Consider the following 14,091-nt stretch of genomic DNA (forward strand, 5'->3'; position numbering starts at 1 on the left):
TATTCATGTTTCAACCGGATAAGAACAACACCTATCCAGAGCAGGTTTGGTTTGAAGATTTTTTTGCTGGTCAGCGATTTGATTACGGTGCTTGGCTAATGACTCAATCTGAGATGATCGACTTTGCGACCCTCTATGATCCAGAACCTTTTCATCTGGATGAAAAAGCGGCTATTGAGCTGGGTTGGGGTGGTCTGATTGCCTCGGGCCCACAGGTCGCATCAATCTGGCGGCGCTTGAGTAAGGAGGCATTTCCGAATGCGCAAAGTGTCATCTCGCCCGGCTGGGAGAATATCCGCTGGATAAAGCCGGTTTTTGCGGGGGATTGTTTACATGCGCATACTGAGATTAGCGAGATACGTTTATTGGCGAGTCGTCCTGGCGAAGGGATGATCAAGTTACAGAACAGTATCTACAGAAAAAAAGATGATGTCGTTGCCACCCTGAGTTCCACCTGGTTTGTGCGTTGTCGCCCATAGCGGGCTGTTTTTAAACAGCTTGATGGATAGTAATGGCGATACAACTGTCTGAGTTATTACTCTGATTTATATGTAGACAGGTGAATTCATGAATAGTCATATGCGAATCGTTCTAGTGGGCTTCATGGCGTTGTTATTGACAGGGTGCATGTCGGCTCAGGCATTGCGTGATGAGCGCATAGAGGCCGAGCAACCTCTCTTTAATAGCTATCCATCCGCAATACAAAAGCAGATTCGCTTGGGGCAGATCGATATTGGCTTTACGAAAGACATGGTACGTCTTGCCTGGGGCGTGCCGGATCAAATCTTTCGTCGTACTACCCGCGCCAAGGAGTCTGTTGTTTGGAGTTATACCCAGACGAGGCGATATCCACATCTGGATCGCATGAGTGTACCGATCTATTTCATCGACAGCAGTGGACGACAGCAATTCAGCTATCACAGTGTCTGGGTCAACCGTGATACCCAGGAGCAGTTTACAGTTGCCCGAGTAGAGTTTGCACGTGGAAAGGTCAGTGCGATCGAGCAACTCAATGGAGATGAGTAAAGCGCTGGAGTGAGTTATTACATCTATTTTTGTAGGGTAGAATGCACAGTTAAGTACTCCCGATAGCCCTCTTTCTGTACTAGGCTTATATTTGATAGCGGCCAGCGAGGGAGGGCAGTCCCATGAACAGAAGCGTTTTTCTGTGTGCGTTGTCTTTAACGCTTTCCGGATGTTTTCATCAAACACGTCCCTATTCACCGCCACCGCCAATGCCCGATGGGGCATGGCTGGGGCCAGATAAAACCTATACGCCAACGCCTGTTGATCAGTTGCTGTTGCCTGGGTTTGGTATTAATCAGGAGGTGGATGTGCTGGGTAGCGGTGCACTGCCTATCACGATTAACCGAGAGATCGTTAATAGCGGTCAGGCAACGCTCAGTGCCGGCTATCCGGTTACGGAGACCGTTGAACTGATGGTGTTTGTGCGTGTGGCAGGCTCTGCCGGTTGGACGCCTGGCCCAGCTGCAACACACACATTATTCACCTGTGCTCAACCAGGCCCTGAATTATTGCCGGGTGAATCGGCCGATATAAGTTTTACTTTTCCCGGTCCACTCTGCACGCCTAATCCGGTGGTTGCAATGCTGCCTCTCGGCCCGTTGAGTTGTGGCATGTATAAAGAGACGTTGATCATTGATGACGGAAACACCGTTGCGGAAGGTGCAACTGGTGAGCTGAACAATGAGGCGGAGCACTTTTTCTATGTGCCGAGTAGTGCGCCACAGTTGAATATGAATGTCGTACTGAATCCTGTACCCGATCCAAATATTTCTATTGTGCCTGTGCGCAGGGTTGTGATTCCGGCATTTAACTATCCGCCCCCTGCTGCGGGCATGTTAACTACTACATCTCATCAAGTGACGCTATCTACCAATCCCGCCGGAGGTGGATACAGTGTACATGGTCGATCACTGGTGAAGGGGAGTCCTGATTTTGCGCCGGATGTGGGAAACCTTGTTCCACCTATTGTTCCGCCGATGTTGGTGGTAGCTCCTGGCACGCTGCTTCCAACGGTGATCAATTATAATATCAGTTTTGACCCTACTTACCTTGGCCCGAACATTTCGGGGAGCGGGGCCTATTATGCGGAAGGCTTCGACAGCAAAATAACCGCCATATCAACCGATGGCTGTATGATCCGGCAGAAGACATTGAAGGCCACAGTGTTACATGAAGAACGACCCTGAACGGTTAGAGATTCATTCACAGGCCATGCTGCAGCTTTAAACGGAGTTGCAGTTTTTTGGCCTGCTTGAACGCCTCTTTCAGCATTAGACGGTGGAGTTCATTCAGTTCATCGGGGTCAACACGGTTAACATCATCCGGATCTTCTGCAACGATCTGTTGGCGAAAGCGAAATCGTTGGATGAGATAGAATGATTCTACCTCGCCGGCGATCTGTTCCGCAGAAAGATTGAGCGGTTCAGCCACAGCACGCAAGCGATCGCCTGTGTTAGTCGCCCAGACCCCATACATCAGACTCCAGATCCGCGCGGCATCTACAAAGGGGCGGGCACCAAAACGCTTTAGATCAATGCTGTGAGGGTTTTCAATGTCGCCGTCGTAGATGAAACCACCCGTCCAGCCCAGTGGTGGTGAGCAGGTCAATGCCTCTTCAGCCAGTGCACGCAGGAAACGGGCATGCTCAGGGGGTTGTGGAAGTAACCAGTTACGCAGCTCATCCACTAATTCATAACGACCGTAGAGCGGTCGAAAATCAAAAAAGATATTACTGTTAAGTAGTGCCTTTGGGTCGGGAACACGCATCCAGTGAGTGAATTGTGTCTTCCATTCGTCTAGGCTTAAACACCACTTTGGATTACTGGCCATGATGCCGCCACGACAGAGTGTGAAGCCACAGGCATCGAGTCCTTTGTTAACGGCACGGGCGAAAGGTAGAAAGGCATCACGCAGAGTGGCGGCCTCTGTTTCGTCATCCGCCAGAAAGATCAGTCCATTGTCCTGATCGGTGGAGAAAGTCTGTTCCAGTCGTCCCTCTGAACCCATTACCATCCAGCACCAGGGTATGGCCGGAAGATCAAACTCGTCCTCAATCAGTTCGATGATGCGCATGACCACCAGATCATTCAACGCAGACATCCAATGGCAGATACCCTCGGCACTCATGCCGCCCGTGAAAAGCTCTGCCCCTCGCTTGCGAATGGCGTCTGCCGCATTCGCCATACTTTCAACATCAAGCGCGGCAGTAACTGTTTCAGCAAGGGCATCAGCACCGCCGCCGCGCAGACCAAATAGATCTGCACGAGAGATAACGTTATACAGACTCCCGTCGGGCTCAAGAAGCACCACGTGGCGAATGCCGCGTTTGGCCATGAGGACGGTGGCTCGATGTGCTGGTGCATCAGCGGGGAGGCTCAATGGGGCTGCTGTCATCATGCTGGCAATAGGTTCATCCAGCCCCCCTCCATCGAGGGTAATGGCATAGACCAGATCATTAAGTGTGACGATTCCCAATGGCAGATGATATTCACTATCAACGATGACCAGGGTTTCGGCTTGCATCTGATTCAGCATGGCCAACGCTTCGCGGACAGTGGCGTAAGGTGGCAGTGTTAGCGGTGGGCGATGAACCAGATAGCGCAGAGGGCCCTCTACCATGCCGGGGCCAGAAGCTTGGCTGTATCCACCCATCATCTCGGCGATGTCATCTCTGTTGTTATCCATGACAGGATATCCTCTTGTGTACTATGCAGATGCCGTGTCAGATCTGTCTATGCATTATTCATGTAAGCAAGGCTTTGACCTGGGCTACGAGATCCCGCGTCGCAAAGGGCTTGGTGATATAGGCGTCAGCGCCAAGGGCCAGCCCTTTCTCTTTTTCAGCATCGCGTCCCTTCGCTGTTAGCATGATGATGCGTACCGATGCCAATGCAGGGTCTTGTTTTACCAACTCACAAACCTGAAAGCCGTTGAGTTTCGGCATCATGACATCGAGTAAAACAAGATCGGGATGTTGGCTTTTTATAAGATTCAAACCTTCTTCGCCATCATGGGCTACCGATACCTCGAAGCCTTCGCGCCGAAGTAGATAGTCAATCGAGATAACAATGTTTTTTTCATCATCAACAATCAGTATGTGTTGTGTCATTGCTCAGTCCTGTTTCTCATGATGCATTATGGGTGCTAACGCTCTAGGGATCGTGAAGTGGAATGTAGCCCCACTACCAGGCGTACTCTCGACCCAGAGACGCCCACCGAAATGTTCTATGATCTGACGGCTGATCGGTAATCCAAGCCCTGTTCCCATTGGGTTGGCGCCGTTCACATCGTCCCCTTGTTGGAATTTCTCAAAAATAATTTCATGTTTCTGCCTGGCAATGCCAGGACCATTGTCTGTTACGCTGACGCGATAACTGTCGTGATCACTGGTCAAACTTACAATGACCTTTCCGGTATTTGCAGGTATAAATTTGACGGCATTGGAAAGCAGATTAAGCATCACCTGCATGAGCCGATCACCATCTGCCCAGACAGGTGTGTCATTGATCGGAATGTCTGTTTCGACAATGGCCTTTTTATGACGGAAGAGTTGTTCAGTGGCTTCGATGGATTGGAGTATTAACACGGAAAGAGTGACTTCACCGGTTGTCCATTCACCGCGTCCTGATTCAATACTGGCCAGATCCAGTACCTGATTGACCAGGCGTGTCAGGCGTTCTGTTTCGCTGACAATGATACTGAGAAAGCGCTTACGGTCTTCCAGATGAATCTTGGGATCATCATGCAGCATCTCTGAGAATGCGCGTATTGATGTGAGTGGTGTGCGCAGTTCATGCGTGACCGATGACATGAAATCATCTTTTAGTTGATCCAACTCCTTCAGGCGGGTATTTGCAGCGCGTAGTTCAGCGGTGGCTTGCTCCAGTTCGCGCGATTTTTCCTCCAGTGCCTTGCTGTGTGCGCGAATGTGTGAAGCCTCATCGAGGATATTCATTACCTCATCAAGACCAAGGGGTTCCTCTTGTGCAACCGAAGCGACCATGACTCTTGCAGAGGCACTGCCAATTGCACCCGTCAGTAAGGTCTCGGCGAAGTGCACGGTCTCAGCATCGGCCGGTTGTGTGGCATCGTAGTGTGTTCCTTTCTTCTGGTAAAACTCAGAAAAAGCGGTATTGACCTTAGCCTTACCGAGAAACCGACTGGCCAGCTGTTTCAATGCATCGACTTCTGCATTGCCACGCCATAAGCCGACGGCAGGACGATCGTATTTCATGGCATCCACAAACAGGCTGGCCTGGGCAGTCTCTTCGGCATTGGGTGGTTTGTAGAGGGACACAATGAGATAAGCGCCCACGTTAGCGGTCAGACTCCAGAACAGGCAGTGGGTAATCTCGTCAAATCCGCTCAGGCCAAAAAGGGCCTGTGGCGTTAGCAAGTTGATTCCCATCGGTCCAAATTCCAGAAAGGAGGTAGGCAGCCAGCCAGATTTGGCAAAAGAGGGGAGCAGCAGGGTATAGGCCCAGACTAAAAACCCAGCACCCAGTCCGGCCAGTGCGCCAGCCTGTGTTCCACCACGCCAGTAAAGGCCGCCGATCATGGTCGGTGCGAATTGCGCTACGGCCGCGAAGCTGATGAGGCCGATTGATACCAGGGCATAGGCCTCACCCGCAACCCGGAAATAGGTATAGCCCAACAATAGAATGCCGAAAATTGCGCTCCGCCTGACCAGTAGCAGTACGGAGGTCATATCCACCGGAGCGGTACGAGTACGCCAGTGTCTTAATAACAGCGGCATGACCAGATCATTACAGACCATGGTGGAGAGTGCGATCGTCTCGACAATCACCATGCCGGTGGCAGCAGATAAACCCCCCAGATACGAGAGCATTGCCAGCCACGCTTGGCCGTGTGCAATGGGTAAGGTCAGTACAAAGGTATCGGCGTCAACGCTACCGTCGGGGAATGCCAGCAGACCGGCCATTGCAATTGGCAAGACAAAGATATTGATCAGCAGCAAATAGAGGGGAAACAGCCAGACGGCACGAGAGATGTGTCGCTCGCTGCTGTTCTCAACCACCGCTACCTGAAATTGGCGCGGCAGTAACAGCACCGCCATAGCGGATAGAAAAGAGAAGCTGAACCAGTTGAGTTTGGATACTGAGGAGGACTCAAACATCGGTTTGAGCAGTCCGGCCTTTTGTGCCTGTTGCATGACATCGGCAAAGCCATGATAGAGCCCGAAAGTGACAAACAGACCGACAGCTGTCAGAGCAATTAACTTGATGATCGACTCAAATGCAATGGCGGCTACCAGCCCTTCATGTCTTTCACTGGCATCCAGGTGCCGTGTGCCGAACAGAATGGTAAACAGTGCAAGTAAGAGGGCGACATAGAGCGCCGTGTCCTGCCAAACCGGTAGGGTTGTAACATTACTTGGCATAGTAATGTTGGGGTAGTGCATCAGGATGGTAAAACTGTTGGAAACGGCCTTTAGTTGTAGTGCAATGTAGGGGACGATACCGACTACAGCAATGATGGTGACCAGACCGCCGAGTAGATGGCTCTTGCCATGACGTGAAGAGATGAAGTCGGCAATGGAAGTAATGCGCTGAGATTTACTCACCCGGATCATCTTCAGCAGCAGGAATACCCAGAGCGCGGCACCGAGTGTGGGGCCGATATAGATAGGCAGGAAGCCGATGTTACTTTGGGCGGCACGACCGACACTGCCATAATAGGTCCAGGCGGTACAATAGACTGCCAGCGACAGTGCGTAGACAGTGGGGTGGGCTATAACAGAGCGCCCCTGGTCTGCGCGTCGGTCGGCCCAATAGGCCACCGCAAATAGCAGGCCAAGATAGAAAAATGAGGTAGCAATGATTAAAGGGCCACCCAGCATTTGCTATGCCTCAGCTGTGTTGACTATATAATGCGCCTAACGGATTCACTTTCTTCCCCCAATGACAAACGCCATACTGGCAATGAGTAGAACCCATACACTGAACAGATACAGATAAAGAAGCGGTATGCCGAACCATAATTCTGGTCGATCAAAGAGGGTGACAATAGGGGAGAAGAGCAGGAGCATTCCCACAAAAAACACAGCGGCCAAGCGCTGGCTGGTTAATATTAATCGCCTCACTCCTTCACCCTGTTTGTTGCTTTTATTCCCTTTAGTATAGGCAATAGAATCTAGTGTGCAGTAAATTCATTGATCGGCCAGCACAGTGCAGGGGAAAGAGGGATGCTCGTTATGCGCTTACTTGGATCCAATCAACTCTATTGGATAGCCATCAGGGTCTGCAACGAAAGCGATAATAGTAGTACCTGCATTCATTGGGCCTGCTTCACGTAAGATTACGCCGCCAGCCTCTTTTATCTTCGTGGCAGCCTGATAGACATCATCCACTTCAATGGCGATGTGGCCATAGGCGTTACCCATTTCATAGGATTCAACGCCCCAGTTATAGGTCAGTTCAATCACGGTCTGCTCGGATTCATCACCATAGCCGAGAAAGGCCAAAGTAAATTCTCCATCAGGGTAATCTTTTTGTCGAAGCAACTTCATACCCAGGATCTGGGTATAGAACTCGATGGAGCGCTGTAGGTTGCCGGTACGAAGCATGGTGTGTAAGAGTCGCATGAGTTTATGGCCTTATCTGAAAAGTGGGTTTGAAGGTACACTAAGAGTCTTTATTGGGTAAGGGCAGATCATCCTCTTCGCGCAAACGAATTGGAGTGGCGTTTTCAGGATATGCGGCTGACATATCTTTGTAGTAGTCACGAATTCGATCCATGTCGCTTTTTAAATCACCGGTGGGTTTGAAGCTTAAGCCGAGGCGGGCGGTCTTGGATTGGTAATCGAGCGCACCACACAGCAGAGGCACATCGGCCGCGAGTGCGATGCGATAAAAACCGGATTTCCAGTATTCACGTTTTCCTCGGGTCCCCGAGGGTGTAATCACCAGCACCATACTCTGCGCATCCTTGATGCGGTTGGCGAGATGATCGGCAACACCCGCCGGATGACTTCGATCAACACCGATGCCACCCAGCCAACGCATAAAGCCGCCAAAGGGCCATTTGAACAGGGTGTCTTTACCAACCCAAGTGACATGCAGTCTGAAAACGTAAAGAGTAGCCAGGCCAATCGGAAAGTCCCAATTGCTGGTATGGGGAGCACCAACCAGTACAAATTTACAGCCCGGCGGGACTTCGCCCTCGACCTTCCAGCCCAGAATGCTCAACAATATCCGTCCGACCCAGTAACTGATCAGACTGGTGGTGTGACACTGATGGTTGATAGTGGAACGGCGCATGGTGGAGATCAGTTACCCTTCAACGGAACCAAGATCAAATCGTACTCCCTGGCTACTTACACCCAGGTGAGTGCCGTCATCCTGTTGAAACAGTGTGCCAATATTCACCAACGCCATATAAACATTTCTATTGATCAAGGCATCCAGATTATCACGGCAATGGATATAGGGACGGGGCTCTGCGGTAACAGGGTCAAACTCTACTCGAATGGGATGTGCGGCGTCCGCAATTACCTGTTCGTCGAGGTTGGTCGTGAACAGAAGGGTGGGTTGACCCTGTTCGATAATGTGTTCCATTTGGGTTACTACAAAAGGGGCATCATCGACCTGAATGCGCATCTTTTCTGCCGGTGTCAGCAGATAGTATTCACCATCCGCTTCTCGTCTTAATACCGAGGCAAACAGGCTCACCAGGCTGGCCCGCTGGAAGGGTCGTCCTTCATGGTACCAGGTGCCATCAGTAGCAATTCGGATATCGATATCCCCGCAGTGTTGCGGATTCCAGGGCTTTTTTGCTGCGCTGGTGGCCTCTTTTGATTGGATCTCACCCAGTAGTTCGTCAAGTCTGGACATGGTCTCTGATCGTCTGTAATTCACTTGCAAATGTAACAACTTTTCCTAAAGCGTAGCTGAAAACCCACGCTTGAATCCAGGTAAACAATCTAAACATTCAGATCCCTGTACATAATGGTGGCGCTTGCTGGGCAGATATGAGAGAACTCACGGGTCGCCTTGATGGTAGGTGGTGTGTCGTCTCGGCGGATAGTGACAAACCCTTTGTGGGAGAAGAAATGGCCGGCTGTAGTGGTCAACAGATAGAGGTGTTGCACGCCCTGCTGCACGGCCTCCTGTGCGATTGCCTGGATCAACTGGCTTGCTAAACCCTGATTGCGGTAATCAGGTTTTACCATAAGCGAGCGGAGCAGAGCGTCTTCCCCATAATATTCAATGCCAATCAGTGCAACGGCCTCAGACCGATGTTTGACAGCAAAGAAGTGGGCGGGCGTGTGTTTATCTATATCATCTGTAGGCAGGTTGGCCGAGATGAGAAGTTGTTTGATCTGCTGAGTATTGTGGATAGGTATAATTTTCATGTGTAAGCACAATGCCTGTTCTGAAATGATCTTAGCCTATTCGGTTTGAATCGGCACATACCCATGAAGCTATTTATTTAGAGTATTTGTTATGTCTTTCCAATGGTCTTTATGGAAAAGAGAGGCTGTAGGAACCCTACTGCTTGCGGGGCCATTGACCGTGGCCCAGCTATTACAAATGGGCATGGGATTTATTGATACCGTCATGGCCGGGCGGATGGGTGCAGCTGTGCTTGCAGCAGTGGGGCTGGGTTCTTCGCTCTGGGCCTTGATGCTGTTGGGGTGTATTGGTGCGGTCATGGCGATTTCACCCTTGGTCGCCCATCTCAACGGTGCCGGTGATGAAGCGGCGATTGCAGACGAGTTTCACCAAGGACTCTGGGTGGCCATGCTGGTTGGGATCGTCGCGGTGCCGATCACTTACGGTCTTGCGGCCATGCTGCCATTGCTGAATGTAGATCCGGAGATTGCCCCGCTTGCCAGCGAATACCTTAAGGTGAGTGCATGGGGTATGCCTGGACTTTGCCTCTATCTTGCCCCGCGCTACCTGAATGAGGGACTCAGCAATACCAAGCCCGTGATGCTCGTTCAATTTCTCTTGTTGCCATTGAATGTTCTGGGGAATTATCTGTTTATGTATGGTGGCTGGGGTTTTCCTGCCATGGGTGCGGCGGGTGCGGCCCTTTCAACGGCAATCGGTCTCTGGCTGGGCGCCGCGATGATGTTTGGCTATCTTCGCTTTGGCAGGCGCTTTCAGTCGTTGGCACTGTTCAGTCATTTTCATGCACCTCGTTCACGCGAGATCTGGCGTATCCTTAAGTTGGGTCTGCCCATAGCGATTGCGATCATTTTGGAAGTGGGTATGTTCAGTGCAGTGGCTGTCCTGATGGGAACATTGGGGAAGGTTGAGATGGCGGCCCATCAAATCGCACTTAATTATGCGGGTTTGATGTTTATGTTGCCGCTGAGTATTTCCCAGGCCATTACTATTAGGGTAGGACATGCCGCCGGGGCCGGTGATGTTCGATTGGCTGTTGCCCGGGGATGGCTGGGGGTTGTGCTGTCAGGTGGGATCATGGCGCTATCAGCCACGCTGTTGTTGCTTTTCCCGGATGTGATCGTGGCATTTTATACAAACGACCCGGAAGTGACGGCGATGGCAATTTCGTTGCTCTTTGCCGCCGCCCTGTTCCAGTTCTCAGATGGGCTGCAAGTGGCCGGTTCCGGTGCCCTGCGAGGCCTCAAAGATACCGCAGTACCGATGGTGATTAACATGGTCGCTTACTGGGCTGTGGGCTTTCCCGTGGCCTGGTTGATCGGGATTTATTGGGGTGTTGGGCCGCAGGGGCTTTGGGGTGGGTTGGTGGTGGGGCTCACCCTTGCCGCGCTGTTGTTGAATACGCGTCTTTTTCTTGTTGGCAGAAAGAAAGTTCTCCACACACAGTTTAGCGCAACATAATACGTAACCCTCTTAACCACAATGCGTCTGTGGCAAGGGTGTTTTCAATAGGGATTAGAGACTCTTGCCGTCAAACAGCGCTACTTCCACACTGAAGGCGTCAAACCCCTCAAGGCAGCCCAGGTTAATTCTGAAATGCCCAGGCATGCGTAATGTTTCATGAAAGGGATAGATGCCGCACTGTTTACAGAAGTAATGTTTTGCCACGCCGCTGCCAAATTTATACAGGCTAAGGCTGCCGGGCTTTGCATCAATCTGGAGATCCTTGGCGGCTAGCGTAAAGTCAGACATCACGGCCCCTTTTCTCACACAGATGGAGCAATTACAGCGTAGTCCGGTGTGGATCTCGTCATGTTCAAATGAGAATTGGATATCGCCACAGTGGCAGCGTCCTCTATAAGTGGTCATGTGTGCTCCTCGGTCTCTTTTCCAGTGATGCGGTTTTTGCTGGGCCAGGATATTGACCCCGTAACTGTATCAGATCAATCACGGTCTGGAATCCATGTGCTAGAGTTCTTTTTAAATAAACTACACTTACTATAGTGTTAAGAATCCTGGTTGACAGGCAGGTGACTTAAAGGTCTAGCGAAACTGTTTAGGGTGACAGGTATTGTTTGCTGAGCGGTTATACAGCGTTGTGGAGCAGTGTGTGATGTCTGAATGCATTAGGGGTGAACGTGACAGCGTTATAGCGGCCCTCAGTTATCCTCGGTTGTTGATGGAGCGGGAGATTAAAGCGCAATCCTGTGACCAGCACTACCGGTTCAGTGAGCAGGTAGATGATTGTGTGGATTGCCTCTATGCATTGGAGTGCCAGTCTCATAGCGACAAACTGGCGGCCGAAAATTTGCAGGATGCCTCGTCGAGCGAATTGAAAAAACTACTGGCGTTTGGATATGAGTACGTTAACTACGAGTTAGCACGTGTTGATCATGAAACTGAGTGCTGTAGCTGTGAGTCCTGTGGTTGGATCAGGCGTGTAACGCCACTGCTCTCATCCATCTGAGCTGTCTGTCTGATTAAAGAGTCGCCGACTCCAGTCATCCGCTAGGGTGTTGTCTATCCAGTTCGAGGCGTGCTGTCTCCATCCTCTTGAAAGGGCGGAGTGCCCGATCAGTAGGTTGAGTCGTTCTGCACCAAAGGGTTGGTTATAGAGTGTGTCCAGGCACGCCTTTACCGTAAGTCTGGCCTCGTCCTCATGTTGTTTGGTCAGTTGATCTCCAGGCTGTACGATACCGGGTTGGAGAATACGAAAAAGCCAACCTGTTTTACCCAAAGTCTGCATGATCAGCGACATCTGGGGATAACCAAAACGGATGTTTAACTTGAAGCAGGGAGCGCGTGGTTGGCTGATCTGGATCACCGCCTCTCCCAAGCTAAAGATGTCACCGATATGTACCTGTTCCTCAGTCAAACCGGAATCCGAAAGATTTTCACCAAAGGCACCCGGTTTGAAGGGGGTGGGTGAGGGGGATAGTTGCATCGCTTTCCAGAATGTCTCCCAATAAGCAAAATGTTCCTGCGGGTAATAGTGCAACGCACGATCGGGTCCTCCGTGATGCCGATGATCGGCCTGTTCATCATCGGTCAATCCGTCGGCCGTACAGTGCGTTCGAGTGGTGATCGGCTGTTTGTTGATGGCGCTGGAGACCCCGCCGTTTAGCGGAACCGTTACACCGGTCAGTATGAGTGTGTTCATTGAGCGTGTCTGGCGTTAAATTGTTTATAGTATGCGTTTAGATTTCCAATAGGCGGATTGCCAGTAGGCGCTGTCGAGCTCAGAGATCATTACCCCACTGCTTTTTGAGGCGTGCAGAAAGCGATTGTTGTCCAGATAAATACCCACGTGACGGGTGTGTCGGTTAATCCTAAAGAAGATCAGATCGCCGGTATGCAACTGCTCCTGATGAATCTCCAATCCAACTGTCGCTTGCTGTTCTGTGGTTCTGGGGAGAGGAATTCCCAATCGCGATTGATAGGTCAATTGGACAAATCCAGAGCAGTCTATCCCGCGTTTGCTTTGGCCTCCGAGCCGGTAAGGGGTCCCCTGCCACTCCTGATGCTGCCGGTAAAGTGCTTCAAGGATCTCATCCTGCTCATGCTGCATAATGCTCGAATGGTCAGCCTGCAACGCCGGCTGCGCTGTTCGCTTTTCAGCTGTTGTACAGGCTGACAATATAAATACAAGCAGTACTAAAATAACCCGTCTGATCATAAATCATTACCTTTCAGGATCTTAACAACGAGCATAGCAACGATTTGAGCGTTGTGAAGAATAAATCCCTGGCGGGTTATGAAAATGATGCGCTGTTCTCAGTCATCTGATCCCCCTTCGTCGGCAGGCGCGCGCTCCGCTTCGGGTTCTTCTTTGGCCAGTTTTGTAACAACCCCTTTAATTGCCCAGGCGCGTGCCCGGAGTTTGATTGAGCCATCTTCTGCGATCGGCAGGTGTGTTTTAACGAGGTCGCGAAGAGCCGTTTGCTCGGATTCTTTCTGTGAGAGCAGATAAGTGGGTGCAGTCCCCTGTCCTGCCTGGAAGGGATCCCAAAACTGGTCGAAATCAGCGAACTGTTGAATGATCTCGATCGAAGTTACCGCGATATCGGTCATTCCGGCATCGACGAAGAGTTGTTTGAGGGCTGGTTTGTCGCAGTGATCATAACGTTTGCCCTCATGCATGAGGTCCGCCATCAGATTAAGTTCAACGGCCGCTTCCCAGAAATAGTTGAGCATCTCCATGCCTCCGGAATAGTCCCAGACATAGGCGGCAATGGTGCCATTATTAGCCGTTACCCGAACCATCTCTTTCAGCGCCAGTTCCGGTTCTGGGGGCAGGTTTAACAACAGCCCTGAGACGGTGATGTTGACAGCATCATCGTCGATAGGCAGATCCATGGCGTTACCGACTTGGAGCTGGATATCTTTGCGCAAGCGCATTTGTGCCGTCTTGATGAAGCTCTCAGACTGATCAATTGCGTAGAGTTCAGCCGGTTTGTACTTATTGAGAATGAGATCGCTGAGTGTGCCGGTACCAATGCCTACGTCAAGCCATTTCAGACCATCTGCAGGGTCCAGCCATTCGAGGAATTGTACTGCAACAAGTCGACTCCAGCGGCCCATATAGAGCTCATAGGCGTCTGCTGATTCCCAGGTTACTTTCATATCCGTTTAACTCCAGAGATGGATCATCTTTACGCCCCCTAAGTTTGTACTAACCGGTGCGATTGTGAAA

The 14,091-nt window shown here is 50.9% G+C and carries 17 protein-coding genes; 5 read left to right on the forward strand and 12 right to left on the reverse strand.

The genetic code is table 11. From position 1 onward, the window contains the following. Positions 1–5: 5 nt before the first annotated feature. From FHP88_RS05805 to FHP88_RS05815, 3 genes are all read left to right on the forward strand, one after another. Positions 6–479 carry a MaoC/PaaZ C-terminal domain-containing protein gene (locus FHP88_RS05805; protein WP_144358066.1) on the forward strand — a complete coding sequence of 158 codons (474 nt, stop codon included), beginning with the start codon at positions 6–8 and terminating at the stop codon, positions 477–479. Between the two features lie 88 nt (positions 480–567). Beyond that, entirely contained in the window at positions 568–1,026 is a 459-nt protein-coding gene (locus FHP88_RS05810; protein WP_144358067.1) for a hypothetical protein, read from the forward strand. 122 nt (positions 1,027–1,148) lie between these two features. Then, on the forward strand, positions 1,149–2,213 hold the full coding sequence (locus FHP88_RS05815) for a hypothetical protein (protein ID WP_144358068.1): 1,065 nt from the start codon (positions 1,149–1,151) through the stop codon (positions 2,211–2,213). A 16-nt stretch (positions 2,214–2,229) separates the two neighbouring features. On the opposite strand, the gene FHP88_RS05820 is transcribed toward FHP88_RS05815, so the two are convergent. The 8 genes from FHP88_RS05820 to arsN2 all read right to left on the reverse strand — a co-directional run bounded on the left by FHP88_RS05820 (position 2,230) and on the right by arsN2 (position 9,400). After that, positions 2,230–3,711, reverse strand: a complete 1,482-nt coding sequence (locus tag FHP88_RS05820) for a DUF294 nucleotidyltransferase-like domain-containing protein (protein WP_144358069.1) — start codon at positions 3,709–3,711, stop codon at positions 2,230–2,232. A 58-nt stretch (positions 3,712–3,769) separates the two neighbouring features. Then, the gene (locus FHP88_RS05825) at positions 3,770–4,135 is read right to left on the reverse strand and encodes a response regulator transcription factor (RefSeq protein ID WP_144358070.1); all 366 of its coding nucleotides are present in this window, start codon (positions 4,133–4,135) and stop codon (positions 3,770–3,772) included. A 3-nt stretch (positions 4,136–4,138) separates the two neighbouring features. Further along, a complete protein-coding gene (locus FHP88_RS05830; protein WP_144358071.1) occupies positions 4,139–6,886 on the reverse strand; it encodes a sensor histidine kinase in 2,748 nt (915 codons plus the stop codon). A gap of 45 nt (positions 6,887–6,931) precedes the next feature. After that, complete coding sequence (locus tag FHP88_RS05835; RefSeq protein ID WP_144358072.1) at positions 6,932–7,129, reverse strand: hypothetical protein; 198 nt, start codon at positions 7,127–7,129, stop codon at positions 6,932–6,934. A gap of 117 nt (positions 7,130–7,246) precedes the next feature. Beyond that, positions 7,247–7,630 carry a lactoylglutathione lyase gene (gene gloA, locus FHP88_RS05840; protein ID WP_144358073.1) on the reverse strand — a complete coding sequence of 128 codons (384 nt, stop codon included), beginning with the start codon at positions 7,628–7,630 and terminating at the stop codon, positions 7,247–7,249. Positions 7,631–7,670: 40 nt separating this feature from the next. Next, positions 7,671–8,306 (reverse strand): lysophospholipid acyltransferase family protein, encoded by a 636-nt coding sequence (locus tag FHP88_RS05845; protein ID WP_144358074.1) that lies wholly within the window; start codon positions 8,304–8,306, stop codon positions 7,671–7,673. A 12-nt stretch (positions 8,307–8,318) separates the two neighbouring features. Next, a complete protein-coding gene (locus tag FHP88_RS05850) occupies positions 8,319–8,879 on the reverse strand; it encodes a DUF1285 domain-containing protein (RefSeq protein WP_144358075.1) in 561 nt (186 codons plus the stop codon). A gap of 89 nt (positions 8,880–8,968) precedes the next feature. Next, positions 8,969–9,400, reverse strand: coding sequence for an arsenic resistance N-acetyltransferase ArsN2 (gene arsN2 / locus FHP88_RS05855; protein WP_144358076.1), 432 nt, complete (start codon positions 9,398–9,400; stop codon positions 8,969–8,971). Positions 9,401–9,491: 91 nt separating this feature from the next. Here arsN2 and FHP88_RS05860 point away from each other — a divergent pair, with 91 nt between their 5' ends. Further along, a complete protein-coding gene (locus FHP88_RS05860) occupies positions 9,492–10,859 on the forward strand; it encodes an MATE family efflux transporter (protein ID WP_144358077.1) in 1,368 nt (455 codons plus the stop codon). A gap of 54 nt (positions 10,860–10,913) precedes the next feature. Here FHP88_RS05860 and FHP88_RS05865 read toward each other — a convergent pair whose 3' ends face one another. After that, positions 10,914–11,267, reverse strand: coding sequence for a GFA family protein (locus tag FHP88_RS05865; protein WP_144358078.1), 354 nt, complete (start codon positions 11,265–11,267; stop codon positions 10,914–10,916). 244 nt (positions 11,268–11,511) lie between these two features. Here FHP88_RS05865 and FHP88_RS05870 point away from each other — a divergent pair, with 244 nt between their 5' ends. Next, the gene (locus FHP88_RS05870; protein ID WP_144358079.1) at positions 11,512–11,865 is read left to right on the forward strand and encodes a hypothetical protein; all 354 of its coding nucleotides are present in this window, start codon (positions 11,512–11,514) and stop codon (positions 11,863–11,865) included. Here FHP88_RS05870 and FHP88_RS05875 read toward each other — a convergent pair. The 3 genes from FHP88_RS05875 to FHP88_RS05885 all read right to left on the reverse strand — a co-directional run bounded on the left by FHP88_RS05875 (position 11,854) and on the right by FHP88_RS05885 (position 14,021). Continuing rightward, positions 11,854–12,558 (reverse strand): MOSC domain-containing protein, encoded by a 705-nt coding sequence (locus tag FHP88_RS05875; protein WP_144358080.1) that lies wholly within the window; start codon positions 12,556–12,558, stop codon positions 11,854–11,856. The genes FHP88_RS05870 and FHP88_RS05875 overlap by 12 nt on opposite strands. A gap of 24 nt (positions 12,559–12,582) precedes the next feature. Next, a complete protein-coding gene (locus FHP88_RS05880; RefSeq protein WP_144358081.1) occupies positions 12,583–13,074 on the reverse strand; it encodes an NlpC/P60 family protein in 492 nt (163 codons plus the stop codon). Positions 13,075–13,172: 98 nt separating this feature from the next. Continuing rightward, a complete protein-coding gene (locus tag FHP88_RS05885) occupies positions 13,173–14,021 on the reverse strand; it encodes a class I SAM-dependent methyltransferase (RefSeq protein WP_144358082.1) in 849 nt (282 codons plus the stop codon). Positions 14,022–14,091: the final 70 nt, after the last annotated feature.

The organism is Sedimenticola selenatireducens (assembly GCF_007625115.1).
GTDB classification, from domain to species: domain Bacteria; phylum Pseudomonadota; class Gammaproteobacteria; order Chromatiales; family Chromatiaceae; genus Sedimenticola; species Sedimenticola selenatireducens_A.

What these genes read in the sequence shown, in the direction of transcription:
- gloA (WP_144358073.1), bottom strand. Translation starts at nt 7,630, where the DNA reads ATGCGACTCTTACACACCATGCTTCGTACCGGCAACCTACAGCGCTCC.
- FHP88_RS05820 (WP_144358069.1), bottom strand. Translation starts at nt 3,711, where the DNA reads ATGGATAACAACAGAGATGACATCGCCGAGATGATGGGTGGATACAGC.
- FHP88_RS05830 (WP_144358071.1), bottom strand. Translation starts at nt 6,886, where the DNA reads ATGCTGGGTGGCCCTTTAATCATTGCTACCTCATTTTTCTATCTTGGC.
- FHP88_RS05825 (WP_144358070.1), bottom strand. Translation starts at nt 4,135, where the DNA reads ATGACACAACACATACTGATTGTTGATGATGAAAAAAACATTGTTATC.
- FHP88_RS05875 (WP_144358080.1), bottom strand. Translation starts at nt 12,558, where the DNA reads ATGAACACACTCATACTGACCGGTGTAACGGTTCCGCTAAACGGCGGG.
- FHP88_RS05870 (WP_144358079.1), top strand. Translation starts at nt 11,512, where the DNA reads ATGTCTGAATGCATTAGGGGTGAACGTGACAGCGTTATAGCGGCCCTC.
- FHP88_RS05810 (WP_144358067.1), top strand. Translation starts at nt 568, where the DNA reads ATGAATAGTCATATGCGAATCGTTCTAGTGGGCTTCATGGCGTTGTTA.
- FHP88_RS05880 (WP_144358081.1), bottom strand. Translation starts at nt 13,074, where the DNA reads ATGATCAGACGGGTTATTTTAGTACTGCTTGTATTTATATTGTCAGCC.
- FHP88_RS05885 (WP_144358082.1), bottom strand. Translation starts at nt 14,021, where the DNA reads ATGAAAGTAACCTGGGAATCAGCAGACGCCTATGAGCTCTATATGGGC.
- FHP88_RS05845 (WP_144358074.1), bottom strand. Translation starts at nt 8,306, where the DNA reads ATGCGCCGTTCCACTATCAACCATCAGTGTCACACCACCAGTCTGATC.
- FHP88_RS05815 (WP_144358068.1), top strand. Translation starts at nt 1,149, where the DNA reads ATGAACAGAAGCGTTTTTCTGTGTGCGTTGTCTTTAACGCTTTCCGGA.
- arsN2 (WP_144358076.1), bottom strand. Translation starts at nt 9,400, where the DNA reads ATGAAAATTATACCTATCCACAATACTCAGCAGATCAAACAACTTCTC.
- FHP88_RS05860 (WP_144358077.1), top strand. Translation starts at nt 9,492, where the DNA reads ATGTCTTTCCAATGGTCTTTATGGAAAAGAGAGGCTGTAGGAACCCTA.
- FHP88_RS05865 (WP_144358078.1), bottom strand. Translation starts at nt 11,267, where the DNA reads ATGACCACTTATAGAGGACGCTGCCACTGTGGCGATATCCAATTCTCA.
- FHP88_RS05805 (WP_144358066.1), top strand. Translation starts at nt 6, where the DNA reads ATGTTTCAACCGGATAAGAACAACACCTATCCAGAGCAGGTTTGGTTT.
- FHP88_RS05850 (WP_144358075.1), bottom strand. Translation starts at nt 8,879, where the DNA reads ATGTCCAGACTTGACGAACTACTGGGTGAGATCCAATCAAAAGAGGCC.